Raw genomic sequence first — 15,566 nt, forward strand, 5'->3', positions numbered from 1 at the left:
ACGATCAACCGCGCGGAAACGATCTACCTCTACGCCGACAAGGGCTACGTCGGCGGCGAGAGCGATCTGCTCCTCGTGCCCCGTAAGAAGCCCGCGAACGGCGAACTTTCCGACGGCCTCAAGGAGAGCAACCGCGTCCTCGCGGCCACCCGCGCACCCGGCGAACGCGGCTTCGCGGTCCTGAAGAACTGGCGCGTGCTCAGCCGTTTCCGCGGCTGCCCACGCCGGGTCGGCGAGTTCACCCAGGCCGTCTTCGTCCTGGAACAGGAGGGAATCTAGAAAAACAAACTTTGAAAATGCTCGCTATGTCGTTACGATCGAGTCGACGAACCAACCCTTCGACATCGAAGTCAGTGCCGGAGTAGGAGACAGGTTCGGCTCGTACCTCCGCTTTTGCCTGTTCCTCGACCTCTTCTTCAGTGAGAAGAACAGGCTCCGACAACGCGTCGTCGGCGCCCGGGCCCTGTGGCACGCTCATGTAGATCACCGTATCGCACGGCAGGGAACCGGATGAGGCTCTGTGCAGCGAGACCAGTTTATGGATCATCGAGTGAGTCGCGACGCGCCGGTGAGCACGGCCCGCCAGGGCCGCGCGCAGCCGTCGCGCGGCGCGGCACCTGCGCGGGCTTGATCCTAAAATGAGAGTTTCGGCAACGTACGGGCTACCTACCTTGCTCGTAGCGGTGGCGCCATGCGGTGCAACGCTCCACGTAGCTGGGCAGGTGGTCGCGGGCGAACTCGTCCGGGCTCCATAGCTGGGCGGGGAGGAACTCGGCGGGCTCGGTGCAGGCGTAGGCCCATGCGTGGTGGCCGTGCTCCAGGTCGACGCGGCTGACGGTGTAAAAGTCGGCCTCGAACGCGTCGAGGGTGCTCCACTCGGCTTCCGTGAGGTCGTCGAATAGGTGTCCCGTGGCGGTGGCGGCCTGGTCGCGAATGAGTCCTGGGTAGATCCGCTCTGGGAGGGCGATGACCCGCCATCCGGTGACGGTGACGGGGATGCGGTGGGGGTCGCGGTCGATGAGGGCGCGCAGGACGTCAGGGAAGAGGAGGCTTCCGTAGACGAAGAGGGGTGCCGGGTCCGCCGATGCGGGGTCCAGTCGGCCAGAGTTGGGTGAGTTGGTGCGGGGTGCTGGGCTGGGTGTAGACGGCACGGAAGACCTTCCCCACGGTTTCGGTGTCGGCGGTGTCGGCAAGGTTGACGAACCAGTCGATGCCGGCGGGGTAGGCCCACAGGTAGCTGCGTAGCTGGGGGTCGTTGCCGCGGTCGGTGAGGATGTCGGCGATGGCGTCTGCGGTCCAGAACGGGACGCAGGCGCGGGCATGGTCCGCGCAGTCCGCGACCGGCACACCGGCGTTGATGGCGCGGTGCAGGTCGGCGCGGACAAGCTGTAGGTAGTGGTCCAGGCGGACTCGCACGGTCACGGCGGTGTCGTCGGGGGTGACGAACAGCGGCATGGCCTGCGCGATGCCTTCCAACAGCACCTGATAGGGCACGTGGACCGACAGCAGGCGCGGCCACGGAACATCGGTACGGCTGGCGGTGGCGGTGTAGCTGGCGCTCTGGAGGGCGTGTCCGAGGATCTCGTGTAGGGCGAACTGGCGTAGGCGGACCTTGGTGAAGGCCGCGTTGCGCAGGTTGAACCGGAGACGTACGTCCTGGCCGGTGCCGTCGAGCCAGTAGGCCCAGTAGGCGTCGACGTCGGCGGTCGTGATCTCCAGGGTGTACGGGGCGTCCGTTTCGGCAAGGGCCCGGACGGCAGGCTCTGCCTCGCTGGCGGCGGCGCGGATCATCTCGGGTGCGTCGGCGGCCTCGACTGGTCCTTCGGCGTCGCGGAGCTGGCGGTCGGTGGTGGCATCCCAGGAAACCCCGATTTCGGCCAGTGCCGTGCGGGCGCGTTCACCGACAGCCGTCACGTACTCCTCGGGCCATCCGGCCGCCGAGCATCCCTGGGTGGCGGTCAGGTAGTCGTCGAGTGGGGGCCGTTCGCCGAGCAGCGCGCCGAGATAGGCCAGGTGGGCGCGGAGCTGCTCGGCGCAGACCTGGTCGCCGTCGCGCTCGGCTCGCTCGTAGAGCTGGGCGAGCGTGCTGTGGACGTCCAGGCGGCTCGGGGCCGCTGTCACCTTGGCCGCGGTCGGCGCGCAGTCGAAGTCGATGACCGGCGACGCCTTCCGGGCCTTCTCGTAGGCGTCCCATGCCCGTAGCGTCTGCTCGATCTCGTCACGTAGACGCATGCGCGGTGTCCCATCGCAGCGTCACGAACTGGTTCGGCCGTAGGTTCCGGCGGGTCAGCTCGATGACGACTCCGGCCTCGTCGCGGGCGAAGGACAGACCCTCGGTCGCCGAGATCTCCGACCCGTCCGGCCGGTCCTCGGTCGCCGAGCATCGGGTCAGCGACGTGACGCCCTGGTGGCGAAGCCGGATCGTGAGCGTTCCGGTGGGGCGGACGATCGACTGACGCCAGTAGTGGTCGTAGACGAACCGTCCACCGGTGCTGCGGTAGCCGACGGTCGCGGACTCTCCGGGCTGGATGGCGGGGAAGACCTGGCAGGCGAAGCGGGCGCTGAGCTTGGTGTCGTGGACGCGCTGAATGATGATGTTGCGGTCGGGGGAGGGCAGGGCCTCAATCTCCAACGGGCCGTTGGTGGTCTCGAACCACAGTTCCCTGTTGAGCCTGGTGAACGGCGTCGCCGTGCCGTTGTACAGCTCATGCCGGTAGGTCAGCGTCGCCCATCCGTCTTCGGCAACCTCGATGTCGATGGTCAGGCTGCGGTCCTCGACGTCTCCGGCCGGCTCGCGGGGCGCCGGCATGCTCACGCCTGCGGTCGTGGTCGCGTAGGCGTTGGCGCGGTGATGGTCGCCGATGCCGGCAAGGGCGGGGGAGGGCGGCGCGTCGGCTCTGGTCGTCTCGGCTTCCCAGGGGCGGGGCGCGAGCCGGAAGTAGGCACCGGGGATGCGGAGCGCGTCGGCGATGCGCTCGACCAGGTCGAGTGAGGTGATGTTGCTTTCGCCGCTCATGACCCGGCTGACCCGGCTTTGGGTGAGGCCGCGGACGGGGGAGGACACCCGGTCCTGGCTGGCGCCGTCGTACTTGCGCATCAGGCGGAAGATCGCCTGGAAGTCCAGGGTCTCGCAGGCGGCGCGGAACTCCTCGCGGGCGAGGAGATCGGGCGAGACGGTGTAGGGAGGGGCGGGCTGGGCCATCCGCCATCTCCTCGGGTGCGGGCCGACAGCCAGGGTCAGCGGGTGGTCAGGTCGCTACGCAGAGACTAGCGCCACCATGCCACCTTGGTATGGGTGGTTCGCCGCTGATCTGACGCTTTGGCGCTCGGATGGCGCCTGACAGCCACTCGGCAGGCGGTGAACCGGCCGGATTCCATGCACACCGTGCCTTGCCAACTTGACGTTTCGTGACGCATCGGATGCGGACGAGTCTTGTTCGCAGGCCACCCCGCTCCGCGTCGAGTCGGGATCTCCGCGGGGCGGGGTGGCGTCCAGGCCGTGAGGCGACGTGAGCGGATGAGGGGCGCTGCGGGTGCGATGGGACATGACGGAGCAGACATGGACGGAACCTCGCGGCGGGTCCGGGGGTTCGCGATGACGTGGGCCAGCGGCTCCTGCGAGACGGACGGGGACCCGGGCGTGGGCCTGCTGCCGTGGGGCGCGGACGCCTGGGCGCTCGTCGTACCGGCCGGCTCGTCGGCGCAGGCGCTGTACGCGGCGATGGCGGACATGCCCTCCGGCCTGCGCTTCGCCGAGTCCTTCGGGGACGTGGACACGGTCCTGGTCTACGAAGCGTCCGGGATACGGCTGTCCCGGCGGCAGCTGCCGGGCTCGTTCCTGCGCTCCATGCTCGAACTCGACCCGGCGTCGGTCGGGGAGGACAACGGCCGGCGCTGGATGACCGAAGGAGAACGCGGGGCGTACGACGCGGGGAAGGCGGACATGGCCGACGCGCTGCGCCGGCAGGTGACCCGACGGCGACGGCGCCCACGCTCGTGGAGTCCTTCGGTACTGGAAGAGGACTGACAGCGCGAAGAGCTGCGATGGGCCGGACCTCGTCGGGGGGGTCCGGCCCATCGTCGTCTCAGGACGGCGTCCGGCTGTCCGCCCTGGTGACGGCCTGCTCGACGGCGGCGAGCCTGGATGTGATCTCGGTGAGCCGCTCCTCGACCCGGGCCAGGGCGGCGAGGATCTCCCGGCCCGTGGGCTCTCCGGGCGTGCCGGCGACCGGCGGCTCGGACACGAGCACCTGGATCAGGTGATCGTCGGGCCACTCCAGCGCCTGGGCGATCGCGACGAGGGTCTTGTTCTGCACCCGGCGGCCGGCGCCGTGCTGAAGCTCGCGCAGCGTCGACACGGACACTCCCGAGATGCGGGCGAGCTCCTGCTGACCGATGCGACGGCGCGCCATCCGCTCGTTGAGCGCCGACGCGACGGCGGCCCAGTCCTCGCCGTTGACGGGCCCGCGGGCCCGGTACACCGGGGTTCTCCGGTCAGCCATGCGCGCATATTAGCGGCCCGCAAAACGACGCCAGAACCCATCCCGGCATGCCATATCACCTTGGCATGAATCTATGAGCGCCTGCATGGCGCCCATGTCACGGCTACATACAACGCTGGGTTAGCGGTTGATACGCGCTTGCTGAGCGGTGGATCGTGTATCTCGTCAGCCGGAACGCACGGTTGGTTCCGGGTAAAGGCGAGTGGAGGTGGCACGGTGGCGGTTCCGCAACGCATTCCGGTGCGGTTCGAGGACGTGTTCCCGCACGGTGCGTTCGTGCTGGGCGTGGAGGCGGCGAGCGACTTCGACAAGGTGAGGGAGAAGGCGGCGGACGTCCAGGCTCGGGACAAGGACACCGGCGAACGGGTCTGGTCGGTGCGGGTCCTGGACGCGGACCCGATGGCCCGGAAGGCCGAACTGAAGGTGAAGATCCTCGGGGAGGTGGCGCCGGTCCTGCCGGACAACCTGCCGGGGCTCCCGTTCCGGCCGGTGATGTTCGAGCGCCTGGTGGTGGTCCCGTACGTGGACACCAACGGGCGCCAGCCGCGGCTGGCGTTCTCGCTGCGGGCGGGCGTGATGCGGCCGGTCGGCCCGGCCCGGCGGACCAACCCGGGGGTGGCGGCGTGAGCGGGCGCGAGATGGACGGGCTGCGCTCGTCGACACACCTGGGGCTGCACGTGGGCGCGGACTGGTCGGCCCGCTGCCACACCTACCCGGACAAGCCGCCGATCCTCTCCGTCCACACGGGCCGGACGACGCTGTCCGTCTCGGCGGCCGGTAGCGCGGTGACCTCGGATCAGGTCGACTTCGCGTACGCCCTGCTCGCCGCGGTGAACGACTACCTCATTGAATGCGAGAGGTTCCGGTTCGCCGCACAGGACGCGGCCGAACTCCCGGGGCATCTCGCCGCTTAGCCGCTCCTCTTAGCTGCTCCGCGGTTCTCCTTCGCATCAGGCGGCCCGGAACCCTTCGTTCGGACGGGCGGATGGGTTCCGGGCCCGCCGGTCCTTCCCTCCTCTCCCCTTTCTTTCGGCTCCTGGTTTCGTGCGCTCTGAAACAGGTGGTATCTGTCATGTCCAGAATCAACGGCGACCGGGGAATACCCCGCATTCCGTCCCGGCCCGACAAGATGCGGGTCCCGATGTGGATGCTGGTGCTCGCGGTGGCGGGCAAGGGGCTGGCGCTCGGGGTCCGCTGGTGCTGGCGGCACCGGGTGGCGGTGCCGGTCGCGCTCGGCCTGGCGCTGTTCACGCGCCGCTTCGGGACGCTGGGCCTGGCGGCGCTGCTCGTCGCCCTGGCCCTGGTCGCGGTGGTCTGGCGACGCCTGCACGCCCGGTCGTTCGGCTGGCTGGCCCGCTGGGTGTGGGGACGGGTGCGGCTCGGGTTCGTGTACCGGCGGCGGTGGCGGCCGGCGATGGTGCACTCGGGCCTGGCGATCCGCATGCCGGCGTCGAACGGCGATCAGGTGACCTTCGACGAGTACTTCCCGCGTATCCGTTCGATCCGCTCGACCCGGGCCGTGGACGTGCTGCGGGTGGAACTGCTCCCGGGGCAGACACCGGAACAGTGGGCGGACGCGGCCGAAGGACTGCGGCACGTCTTCCGGGCCCGGCGCTGCCAGGTGCAGGGCGAGCCGTCCCGTTTCGTCCGGCTGCACTTGCACCACCGAGACACCCTGACCACCCCGGTTGAACCGGCTGGACTCGACCCGTCCGGCCCGGTCATCGATCACGACCCGGACGGCGACGTTACGGCGACCGGCGAGCCTGACCGGCTCGTCGGGGACCTCTCGGCCGTTCGCGTCGGCCGGCGGGAGGACGGCGAGCCCTGGACGCTGCCCGTGCGGGGAACGCATCTGCTCATCGCGGGCGCCACCGGCGCGGGCAAGGGCTCGGTGCTGTGGTCGGTCATCCGCGGTCTCGGCCCGGCCGTGCGCGCCGGCCTCGTCGAGCTGTGGGTCTGCGACCCCAAGGGCGGCATGGAACTCGCGTTCGGCGAGCCGCTGTTCACCCGGTTCGCCACCACCACGGAAGCGATCGCGGATCTCCTCGACGACGCGGTGTCGGTGATGCAGGACCGCACGGCCCGGCTGCGCGGGGTGACCCGGCTCCACACTCCGACTCCGGGTGAGCCGCTGATCGTTCTGGTGGTCGACGAGATCGCCTCGTTGACGGCCTACGTCACCGACCGGGACGTCAAGAAGCGGATCGGCGCTGCGCTGCCGCTGTTGCTCTCCCAGGGCCGGGCGCCCGGGGTCGTGGTCCTGGCGGCGGTGCAGGACCCGCGCAAGGAAGTGCTGCCGTTCCGGGACCTGTTCCCGGTCCGGGTCGCACTGCGCATGACCGAAACCGAACAGGCGGATCTCGTGCTCGGCTCCGGTGCCCGTGACCGGGGCGCACGGGCGGACGAGATCCCGGTGTCCCTGCCCGGGGTGGGCTACGTGCTCCACGAAGGACAACCGGAACCGGTCCGGGTCCGGGCCTCGTTCATCGACGACACCGAGATCAGCCGGACCGTGTGGTCCTACCGGCCCACTCCCGCGGCCGGCACCGGCTGGACACCGGACCTCGACCCCTACCGCGACAACGACCCGGCGGACCACGACCACGACCACTCCGGCGACGGCTCCTGGTGGGGTGAGGTGGCGTGAACGGCCCGGCTGGCGAGATGCCTGACGATCTGCTCGACTCGGCCGCGCCGGTGCCCGTCCTGCCAGTCTGCGCGACCTGCGGGCACCTGCGCATCACCCACCGGCGCGGCCGATGCCGTGCGGACCTCGGCTCGGGAACCGCCTGCGGCTGCGCCTTTTTCATCACCGCGCCGGCCCGTCCGCCGGCCGGTGTGCGCCTGGACCTCGACGACCGGGAGGACCGCACCTCTTGATGACTGGCCTCACCCCCGCCGGCCTCGACCCCTCCTCCGGCCGTGACGATCGTGACGATCGTCCGGGTTCCCGGGCGGCGCGGATGCGGATGCCGCTCGCTCGTCAGGTCGTGGAAACGGTCGCCGTGGAGAACGGCGTGTGCGTGCGGCCGATGGCGATGCGCCGGACGAACCTCGACACCGGCGAAACCGAGATCATCCCGGTGCCGTGCGGGGCCACCCTGGCGAGCAAGTGCCCGACCTGCGCGGAGCGGGCCCGGCGGCTGCGGATGGCGCAGTGCAAGGCAGGCTGGCACCTGGACGACGAACCCCTTCCCGACCCGGACCCGCCTACGGATGAGGCGAAGACCCTCGCGGGCTTCCGCGCCGATCTCGAAACCGTCCGGCTCGACGCTGAACGCGACGGGGACGCGGCCGGCGTCGCCGAGATCGACGAACTCATCGGCCAGGTGGACGAGGAACTCAACGCGCTCGGCGTGCGGGGGAAGGCGGCGCCGGACAGTCGGGATCGGCCTCGCCGTGTCCGCTCGACCCGCCGGCGGCAGGATGCCCCCGACCTGCCCCGGCTCCCGGTGGACAAGCGGACAGTCGGACGGACCTTCGAAGCGACGGACGGCACCACCTGGCGGCCGTCGATGTTCCTGACCCTGACCTGCGACTCGTACGGGCGGGTGACCAGTGAGGGAACCCCGGTAGACCCGGGCTCGTACGACTACCGGCGGGCGGCCCGCGACGCGATCCACTTCCCGAAGCTCATCGACCGGTTCTGGCAGAACCTGCGCCGCGCGGTCGGCTGGGATGTGCAGTACTTCGCCACCCTCGAACCGCAACGGCGGCTCGCCCCGCACCTGCACGCGGCCATCCGCGGCACCGTGCCCCGGGTCCTGCTGCGGCAGGTGGCGGCGGCCACGTATCAGCAGATCTGGTGGCCCTCGTGTGACCGGCCAGTCTATGACGACACGTGCCTCCCGGTCTGGGACGACACCGCGGCCCGCTACCTCGACCCGGACACGTCCCGACCCCTCCCGACCTGGGATGAGGCGGTGGACGCGATCGGCGACGATGACGAACCGGCCCACGTCGTCCGCTTCGGGCCACAACTCCGCGCGGACGGTGTCACGGCGAACTCGGCGAACACCGGCCGGATGATCGGCTATCTGACCAAGTACCTGGCGAAGAGCCTCGACGCCTGCCACGCGGTCACCACCGACGCGCAGCGGCGGCACGTCGATCGGCTCGCGGACGCGCTGCGCCACGAACCGTGCTCGCCTACCTGCGCGAACTGGCTGCGCTACGGCGTCCAGCCGAGAAACCCGAAACCGGGCCTCGTCCCGGGGCGGTGCCGGGGCAAGGCCCACCGGCGGGAGACCCTCGGGTTCGGCGGACGGCGGGTGCTCGTCTCGCGGCGCTGGTCCGGCAAGACCCTGACCGACCACAAGCACGACCGGGTCGCGTTCATCCGGGAGCAACTCGAAGCCCTCGGCCAAGTGGCGACCGGCCCGGCGGCCACCGGCACCGACCCGGCACGGACGGTGTGGACGCTGCTTCGGCCCGGTGACCCGGCGGCCCCTCGCCGCGAACACCTGCTGTTGCAGGCGGTCGCGCAACGGCATGCCTGGCGCGCACAACTCGACGCGGCCCGCGCCGCCACAGCGGCCGGCACCGCCACGGCCGGCGGACTTCCGGGAACCGGCCCACCGGCGGTGGCCGACGCTGCCTGAGCTGTCGTCTCGATCGCCTGGAAGGCAAGGATGACCAAGCTTCTCGTGACACCGGCCGAAGCCGCCGAGATCCTCGCACTCAGCCGGAGCACCGTGTACGAACTGCTCGCCGCGGGCGCCATCGAGTCCGTGCGGATCGGCCGGTCCCGGCGCATCCCGCGCGCCGCGCTCGACGCCTATGTGAACCGGCTGCGGGGCATCGACGTCGGCCACGGCGCGGCGGCGTGAGGCGGGCTACCGCTCGGCGGCCGGCGGAAGGTCGGGCCGGTGTTCGGCAATCCAGGCTTCGACGTCGTCGGTCTGCCAGATGTGACCGGCGGCGAGCGTGGCATGCGGCTTCGGGAAGGTCGGGTCCTCCTTCAGGAGCTGGTTCACCCGGGTCCGGCCCACCTCTAGCCGCTGCGCGATCTCCGCCGCCCCCATGAGCGGTTGTCCCATGACCGCAGACTACTGGACGACCGTCCAGACGCCCTGTACCGTTGGCGTCGCTGGACGGTCGTCCAGTCGAGATAGGCGGTCCCGGTGGGTGCTGCGAACACCCGACCGGGACCTGAGATCCCACCCTGCTCACGACAGGAGCGAGACCCTATGCCCATTTTCCCGTCCGGCAGTTCCGGCGCCTGGCGCACCCCCGGTGACGGCAGATCCGCCCTCATCTCCGTGCGCCGCACCGACACCGGCTACGAACTGCTCGTCCGTCCCGGCGCGGACGTCGGCGACCTGATGCAGGTGCTCGCGGGGTTGCCCGTGGACGCCTTCTTCACCGAGCACTTCGGCGACGTTGACGCGGTCCTCGCGTTCCACCGCCTGCCCGGTCTTTCGGCAACGGTCCTGGACGGCTGGAACCCCTCGACCGGCCCGGCGGCGGCGAGCGTTCCCCGCCTGTAGCGGCTGTTCTGCCTGCTCTACCCCCATTTTTCTTCCGTTCTCTGGTGGCGCTTGAAGCTGTCGGGGTGTCGGACGTGTCCAGGGTCGGCCGGAGGCCGATCGCGTAGCGACGCGCAGCGCCCTGGACGCGGCCGGCGCCCCGGCAGACCATCCCAGCGCCAGAGAACGGAAACCCACCCGCACCGGGCAACGCCACCCGCGGCCCGCGTGCACCTGACCCGTTCTTCCGGCAAGGAGCCGACTTCGCCATGCCCACGAACAGCGACAACCGCCCGACCATGAGCCTGCAACAGGCACTCCGCGAGCACCTCGACCGTGCCCGCGCCGGACAGGGCCTGCTCTACCCACAGCCCGAAGGAGAGTCCAAGTTCGCCTGCGACATGGGCGACAGCCGGTACGGCTGCGCTTGGTGCGACAACATCGAATGGCCCGACGGCAACCCCCTGGACGCTGACTGATGGCCGCGCGCAAGGGTCGGCGCGGCGCTGGTGAGGGCGCGATCTACAAGGACGCTTCCGGCCGCTGGCGGGCGACCGTGGATCTCGGCTGGAAGGCCGGGAAGCGGCAACGGAAGTACCTGTCCGGGAAGACCCGGGCGGAGGTCGCGGAGAAGCTGCGGTCGCTGCGTCGTGAGCAGGAAGACGGTGTGGCGATCGTGACCGGTGCGAAGCCGCTGACGATGGAACAGTGGCTGACGTTCTGGCTGGACACGATCGCGGCCAGGAAGGTGCGGCCGTCGACGCTGGCGACGTACCGGGGGTACGTGCGGAACCGGATCGTTCCGGCGCTCGGCGCGGTCCGGCTCGACCGGCTCACCCCGGAGCATCTGGAGGCGTTCTACCGCCGATGCGAGACGGAGGGCCTGGCGGCGGCGTCCGTGCTCCAGATGCACCGGATCGTCTCCCGGGCGCTGAAGGTCGCGCACCGGCGGGGGAGAGTCGCCCGAAACGTGGCGACGCTGGTCGATCCTCCCTCGGTTGACCGTGAGGAGGTCCGGCCGCTGACCGCGTCGGACGCGCGGGCTGTCCTGGACACGGCGAAGGGGCAGCGCAACGCGGCCCGGTGGTCGGTCGCGCTGGCGCTCGGCCTGCGGCAGGGTGAGGCGCTGGGGCTGCCCTGGGATGCCGTCGACCTGGACGCGACACCGGCCACGCTGACGGTGCGGCAGGCGCTGCAACGGCGGCCCTGGGAGCACGGCTGCGCCGATCCGAAGACCTGCGGGACCGCGCGCCGGTGCCCTCATCGGACCGGCGGGGGCCTGGTGATCGTGCGGCCGAAGAGCCGTGCTGGCCGGCGGACGATCGTGATTCCGCCGAACCTGGCGGTCAGCCTGCGGGCTCATCGTGCCACGCAGCGTGCTGAGTGCGGTGCGGCCGGCGGCGAGTGGGTCAACGAACACGACCTCGTGTTCGTCCAGCCGAACGGACGTCCGCTCGATCCCCGTGCGGACCACCGGGCCTGGCAGGACCTGCTGTCTCAGGCCGGTGTGCGGGCGGCCCGGCTCCACGACGCGCGGCACACGATGGCGAGCCTGCTGCTGGCCCAGGGCGTTCATCCACGGGTGGTCATGGAGATCATGGGTCACTCGCAGATCAGTCTGACTCTGGGCACGTACAGCCACGTGGCGCCGGAGCTGTCCACCGACGCGGCCGACCGGATGGGCGCGGCCCTTTGGGGCACCGCAGCGCCGGCCACCGACAGCGACGATGACCGGAAGAAGGAAGTAGAAGGGGATTGATGCGTTGCGCGCCCGTGGCTGCCAGCATGGCTGCCACAATGAAAACAGCGGCCCCATCCAAAAGGAAGAAACCGCTGGTAGCTACGGGTGCGCCGCCAGGGACTTGAACCCCGAACCCGCGGATTAAGAGTCCGCTGCTCTGCCAATTGAGCTAGCGGCGCGTGCCTCCGCGTTCCCGCGGCGACGTAGACAACCCTACCAGCTCCGCGGAGGTACTGACGCGGGGGGTCGCAGTCCTGTTCATGTCGATCTGTCCCACTCCAGCTGGCCCGGTCGTCAGGGGCCGGGCTCCGGAGGGTCTGGGGTCGGCTGGGAATCCGGGGTGCCCGTGGCGTCGATCGCCTCCGGGGTTCGAGATGCTGGTATGGGCCCGCGGTGGCAGCTCGATGTCGCCCCAGCGGCTCGAGCTGCACCGTCCGCTACCGATCGTCTGTCGGTGTGAGCCCTGCCATAGGACGGGTTCGATCCTGTTCCGTCGTGCTGTGATCGTTTTTCCGTGGTGCGCGGTGATCTTCTGTCGACGGTCGTGGTGATCTCCAACCTGGAGTGCGTCGGGGATCTTCAGCGGCGGCGCGGGGTCAGACCGTCATCTATCGGACGAAAGGTTCAAAGCGCCGGGTGGCCTGCTCGCCTTTTAGTTTCCTTCTTGTCGTTTGGGGTCGGAGTTCGGCCAGATCTGCCCCCGAAGCGGCGAGGAAGAAACTAAAGGGCGAGCAGCTGAGCCGGGTTCCCGGCCAGCTACCGAGGCCAGGCTCGCCTCTGGTTCCGCGGGCAGGCCCTGGCGGCCCCGGGACCTGGCAGCCCCGGGACCTGGCAGCCCCGGGGGACCTGGCGGCCCCGTCCTCGTGGGAGCGGGCGCAGGTCGCAGCGCCGGTGGCGCTGCCGGCAGCACCACCGCCCGCACCCTGGGCCTGGCGGACAGACCTGGGGCTCTCGTCGCCTCCGCAGGGTCAGGGGGCGCGGGCGGCGTCGGCCAGGGCGCGCCCGTAGCGTTCCGCGCCGGGGGCCCGGATCGGGCACACCGTCATCGCCGGTTGGGCGATCGGGCAGAAGTGGACGCCGTCCGGGCTGCGGACGGCCACCTTGCCGTCGGGGTCGCAGGGCTCGCCGGGCAGGCACGGCAGCCTCGGGACGAACCGTCCGTGGTCGGTGAGGACCTCCCCGGCCGGCGCGACCCGGACATGGGAGTTCCCGGCGGCGACCTCGCGCCAGACCCGGTCGAGCTCGGTGAGGCCGTCCGGCCCGACGGGCTGGTCCTCGCGCGGCGGGGCGTCCACGAGGACGACCTCGATGCCCCGGCGGGTGAGGATGTCGACGGCCTTGGCGGCGTCCTCCCGATAGGCGGTGATCACGTCCCGGCCCTGCATGCACTCGGAGGCGGTGTTGCCGGAGAAGGACAGGACCGCCACGGTGGGATCCCAGCGCCGGGCCTGGTTGCGCATGTCGGTGAACCAGTCGCACAGGGCCGTGCCGCCCCAGGTCCGCGTGGTGGCCTGGGTGACCCCGTCCTTCTCGGCGGCCGTGGTGAAGGAGTCGCGTGCCTCCCAGGCGAGCGAGTCGCCCCAGAGCGCGGCCCTCGGTTCGTCCCGCTCGTGCCGCCCGGCTGTCAGCGCGATCGTGGCCAGGACGACCGCGCCCGCGAACATCCAGCCGATGACGCCCAGACGTGGCGTGCTCAGCGCAGCTCCTCCCGACGGGTGCCGGCATGGACGGCACAGGCGCCGAGGACCCGCGAGCCGTCCGATCCGGCTGTGGCCTCGTTCTCACGGTTCCGGACACGTCCCGGGGACATCGTGCTGCATCGTCGTGGGATGGCCGCGCGCCGGGTGCGGTCCGCGTCGGATGTCCACCGGGACCCGCGGGGTCATGAGCGGCCGTTGTCGGAGTCGGCGCCCGCGCGGGCTTGCTGGTGTTACGCCGGCCCGGCCGCGCGGCCCTTTCTCCCGCGCGGCGGGGCTGCGCGCCGCCTCCGGGCCGGGCGGATCACCAGGCGTTGTCGCGGCGCATCCGGCGGGGACGGCCGTCCGGGTCGTAGATGGCGTGGTAGAGCGGCGCGGACCAGCCGCGGGTCAGCCGGTCCAGGCGCTGCGGCTGGTGTGGCCGGACCCGGCCCGGCGGGCGCGGGCCGGCCTGGCCGCCGCGGTGCCAGGCGTCGAGTTCCTCGGCGCGCCGCCGGAACGCCTTGAACCCGGCCTCGGGGTCGATGAGCTCCTCGTCGTCGCCGTCCCAGTCGAGGTGCTCGCGCCAGAGCTCGAGACGCAGGTCGCGGGCGAAGACCCGGGCGCCGTCCCCGAGGCCGCCGGGGTCGCGTGGCTCGCGCGGGTCGAGGGTGGTGTCGATGGTGGCGATGGCGAGCTCCGAGTCGTGGCTCCAGGACCGCCGGTTGAGGTTGTCCGAGCCGATGGAGGTCCAGACGTCGTCGATCGTCACGGCCTTCGAGTGGACGTAGACGGGCGTCCCAGCGTGGTTCTCGACGTCGTAGACGCCGACGCGGTCGCCGCCGGCCGCGCGGCAGATCTCCAGGGCCTTCTCCCGCCCGACGAGGTTGGGCGGCAGCGAGAAACGGCCGCCCTGGGTCGGGAACCGCGGGACGACGATCACCAGGTGCAGCTCGGGCTCACGGCGCAGCGCGTCCGCGAACAGCCGGGCCACCTCGGTGGACCACATGTACTGGTCCTCCAGGTAGATCAGCCGCCGGGCGCGGCGCAGCACCTTGCGGTAGGCGCGCGCGATGGAGCGCTCGCCCTTGCGCGCGAACGGGTAGTGCGGGCGCCGTCGCGGGTAGGTGCGCAGGATCTGGACGGCGTGCGGGCCGACCGGGGCCGGGTCGGGTGCCTGCGGCGGGAGGCCGTCCGGGTTCGTCTCGACCGGGCGGATCCGGTAGAAGGCCTGCCGGACGGGGTTGGGGTTGTCCAGCGCGGACGGGTCCTCCCAGCGTTCCCGGAAGGTCAGTTCGAGATCGCCCACAGCCGGCCCGCGCACCTCGGCCTGGATGTCGTGCCAGGGCGGGGCGGCACCGTAGGCGTCGGCGATCGGCTGGCTCTGCGGGTCGCCGGCGTGCGCGGCGTCGTCGCGGCGGCTGTAGCAGAGATCGATGCCGCCGGCGAAGGCCACGGCGTCCCCAGCCACGGCGTCCCCCGCCACCGCGTCTCCCGCCACCGCGGCGCGGCGGGCGATGACCAGCTTCTGGTGGTGCGAGCCGTTGCGGTGCACCCGGTGGTCGAGGACCACCTGGGCGCCGGCGATGTTCAGCTCCTCGGCCAGCCGGCGGTTCGGGCGCGAGCTGAACGACAGCAGCTCCAGGTGCGAGCGCCACATCAGGCCACGCACCACGGCGCCCCGGCCGGCGGCGCGGCCCAGCACCTGCCCGACCTCGGAGCCGGCGCCGTCCAGCCGCTGGTCGAGATCGCCGCGCCAGTCGGTGAACAGGAGAAGGTCGTTCTCGCCGAGGGTCTCGACGACCTCGAGCAGGCGGGAGAAGTAGGCCCGCCCGTGCACCAGCGGGCGGACGAGGTTCCCGGTGGTCCACGCCCGGCCGTCCGGATGGCGGACGTCCAGCGCCGTGTCCGGGTTGCCGCGCTCCTCGGCGGTCAGGAACCACTCCTCGAACATCGCGTCTCCGGGCGCGCTCCCCTCGGGCGGGGTTCCCTCGGACGCGGTCTCCAGGGGCATGGTCTCCTCGGACGCCGTGTCCTCGGGCATCGTGCCGGTCCTCCTTCTTCTGGCGACGCCCGGTCCGGGCACCGCGCCGGCGCGACGCGTGCCGGGGCCCTGCTGCGGATGGGACGAGCCCGTGGCCCGGGAGCGACCGGCGTTCACACGATGAATCGTGAA

Annotated in this window: 18 protein-coding genes and 1 tRNA gene; 11 read left to right on the forward strand and 8 right to left on the reverse strand. The window is 71.2% G+C overall.

Annotated elements, in window-relative coordinates:
- Positions 1-279: transposase family protein (locus tag B056_RS37805; protein ID WP_018504427.1), on the forward strand; the 279-nt coding region annotated here is incomplete at its 5' end.
- 383 nt (positions 280-662) lie between these two features.
- Here B056_RS37805 and B056_RS40050 read toward each other — a convergent pair.
- The 3 genes from B056_RS40050 to B056_RS0124145 are packed head-to-tail and all read right to left on the reverse strand — an operon-like array spanning position 663 to position 3,202.
- Positions 663-1,151, reverse strand: a complete 489-nt coding sequence (locus B056_RS40050; protein WP_020572676.1) for a gamma-glutamylcyclotransferase family protein — start codon at positions 1,149-1,151, stop codon at positions 663-665.
- The gene (locus B056_RS44700; RefSeq protein ID WP_018504428.1) at positions 1,036-2,232 is read right to left on the reverse strand and encodes a hypothetical protein; all 1,197 of its coding nucleotides are present in this window, start codon (positions 2,230-2,232) and stop codon (positions 1,036-1,038) included. Before B056_RS44700 ends, B056_RS40050 begins: the two co-directional genes overlap by 116 nt.
- Positions 2,219-3,202, reverse strand: coding sequence for a helix-turn-helix domain-containing protein (locus B056_RS0124145; protein ID WP_018504429.1), 984 nt, complete (start codon positions 3,200-3,202; stop codon positions 2,219-2,221). Before B056_RS0124145 ends, B056_RS44700 begins: the two co-directional genes overlap by 14 nt.
- Positions 3,203-3,559: 357 nt before the next feature.
- On the opposite strand from B056_RS0124145, the gene B056_RS0124150 reads away from it, so the two are divergent.
- Positions 3,560-4,027 carry a hypothetical protein gene (locus B056_RS0124150; protein WP_018504430.1) on the forward strand — a complete coding sequence of 156 codons (468 nt, stop codon included), beginning with the start codon at positions 3,560-3,562 and terminating at the stop codon, positions 4,025-4,027.
- A gap of 58 nt (positions 4,028-4,085) precedes the next feature.
- On the opposite strand, the gene B056_RS0124155 is transcribed toward B056_RS0124150, so the two are convergent.
- Positions 4,086-4,502: a helix-turn-helix domain-containing protein gene (locus B056_RS0124155; protein ID WP_195905950.1), complete on the reverse strand. Its 417-nt coding sequence runs from the start codon at positions 4,500-4,502 to the stop codon at positions 4,086-4,088.
- Between the two features lie 216 nt (positions 4,503-4,718).
- Here B056_RS0124155 and B056_RS0124160 point away from each other — a divergent pair, with 216 nt between their 5' ends.
- From B056_RS0124160 to B056_RS0124185, 6 genes are all read left to right on the forward strand, one after another.
- Positions 4,719-5,129: a hypothetical protein gene (locus B056_RS0124160; protein ID WP_026240083.1), complete on the forward strand. Its 411-nt coding sequence runs from the start codon at positions 4,719-4,721 to the stop codon at positions 5,127-5,129.
- The gene (locus B056_RS0124165) at positions 5,126-5,416 is read left to right on the forward strand and encodes a hypothetical protein (RefSeq protein WP_018504433.1); all 291 of its coding nucleotides are present in this window, start codon (positions 5,126-5,128) and stop codon (positions 5,414-5,416) included. The genes B056_RS0124160 and B056_RS0124165 overlap by 4 nt, the downstream gene beginning before the upstream one ends.
- A 158-nt stretch (positions 5,417-5,574) precedes the next feature.
- Positions 5,575-7,152, forward strand: a complete 1,578-nt coding sequence (locus tag B056_RS0124170) for an FtsK/SpoIIIE domain-containing protein (protein ID WP_026240084.1) — start codon at positions 5,575-5,577, stop codon at positions 7,150-7,152.
- Complete coding sequence (locus B056_RS0124175; RefSeq protein ID WP_018504435.1) at positions 7,149-7,385, forward strand: hypothetical protein; 237 nt, start codon at positions 7,149-7,151, stop codon at positions 7,383-7,385. The genes B056_RS0124170 and B056_RS0124175 overlap by 4 nt, the downstream gene beginning before the upstream one ends.
- Positions 7,385-9,106 carry a replication initiator gene (locus B056_RS0124180; RefSeq protein ID WP_018504436.1) on the forward strand — a complete coding sequence of 574 codons (1,722 nt, stop codon included), beginning with the start codon at positions 7,385-7,387 and terminating at the stop codon, positions 9,104-9,106. The genes B056_RS0124175 and B056_RS0124180 overlap by 1 nt, the downstream gene beginning before the upstream one ends.
- A 30-nt stretch (positions 9,107-9,136) precedes the next feature.
- A complete protein-coding gene (locus B056_RS0124185; protein ID WP_018504437.1) occupies positions 9,137-9,334 on the forward strand; it encodes a helix-turn-helix domain-containing protein in 198 nt (65 codons plus the stop codon).
- A 6-nt stretch (positions 9,335-9,340) separates the two neighbouring features.
- Here the strand turns inward: B056_RS0124185 and B056_RS0124190 are convergent, their stop codons facing one another.
- Complete coding sequence (locus B056_RS0124190) at positions 9,341-9,544, reverse strand: helix-turn-helix transcriptional regulator (RefSeq protein WP_026240086.1); 204 nt, start codon at positions 9,542-9,544, stop codon at positions 9,341-9,343.
- 150 nt (positions 9,545-9,694) lie between these two features.
- On the opposite strand from B056_RS0124190, the gene B056_RS0124195 reads away from it, so the two are divergent.
- The 3 genes from B056_RS0124195 (at position 9,695) to B056_RS0124205 (ending at position 11,732) form a co-directional block, all read left to right on the forward strand.
- Positions 9,695-9,994 carry a hypothetical protein gene (locus tag B056_RS0124195; protein WP_018504439.1) on the forward strand — a complete coding sequence of 100 codons (300 nt, stop codon included), beginning with the start codon at positions 9,695-9,697 and terminating at the stop codon, positions 9,992-9,994.
- Positions 9,995-10,242: 248 nt separating this feature from the next.
- Positions 10,243-10,452 (forward strand): hypothetical protein, encoded by a 210-nt coding sequence (locus tag B056_RS0124200; protein ID WP_018504440.1) that lies wholly within the window; start codon positions 10,243-10,245, stop codon positions 10,450-10,452.
- Positions 10,452-11,732 (forward strand): tyrosine-type recombinase/integrase, encoded by a 1,281-nt coding sequence (locus B056_RS0124205; protein ID WP_018504441.1) that lies wholly within the window; start codon positions 10,452-10,454, stop codon positions 11,730-11,732. Before B056_RS0124200 ends, B056_RS0124205 begins: the two co-directional genes overlap by 1 nt.
- Before the next feature lie 88 nt (positions 11,733-11,820).
- On the opposite strand, the gene B056_RS0124210 is transcribed toward B056_RS0124205, so the two are convergent.
- From B056_RS0124210 to B056_RS0124220, 3 genes are all read right to left on the reverse strand, one after another.
- Positions 11,821-11,893: transfer RNA gene (locus B056_RS0124210), tRNA-Lys, on the reverse strand.
- Between the two features lie 789 nt (positions 11,894-12,682).
- The gene (locus B056_RS0124215) at positions 12,683-13,378 is read right to left on the reverse strand and encodes a DUF459 domain-containing protein (RefSeq protein ID WP_018504442.1); all 696 of its coding nucleotides are present in this window, start codon (positions 13,376-13,378) and stop codon (positions 12,683-12,685) included.
- 337 nt (positions 13,379-13,715) lie between these two features.
- On the reverse strand, positions 13,716-15,344 hold the full coding sequence (locus B056_RS0124220; protein ID WP_026240087.1) for a phospholipase D family protein: 1,629 nt from the start codon (positions 15,342-15,344) through the stop codon (positions 13,716-13,718).
- Positions 15,345-15,566: the final 222 nt, after the last annotated feature.

It is taken from the genome of Parafrankia discariae (assembly GCF_000373365.1).
Classification (GTDB): Bacteria; Actinomycetota; Actinomycetes; order Frankiales; family Frankiaceae; genus Parafrankia; species Parafrankia discariae.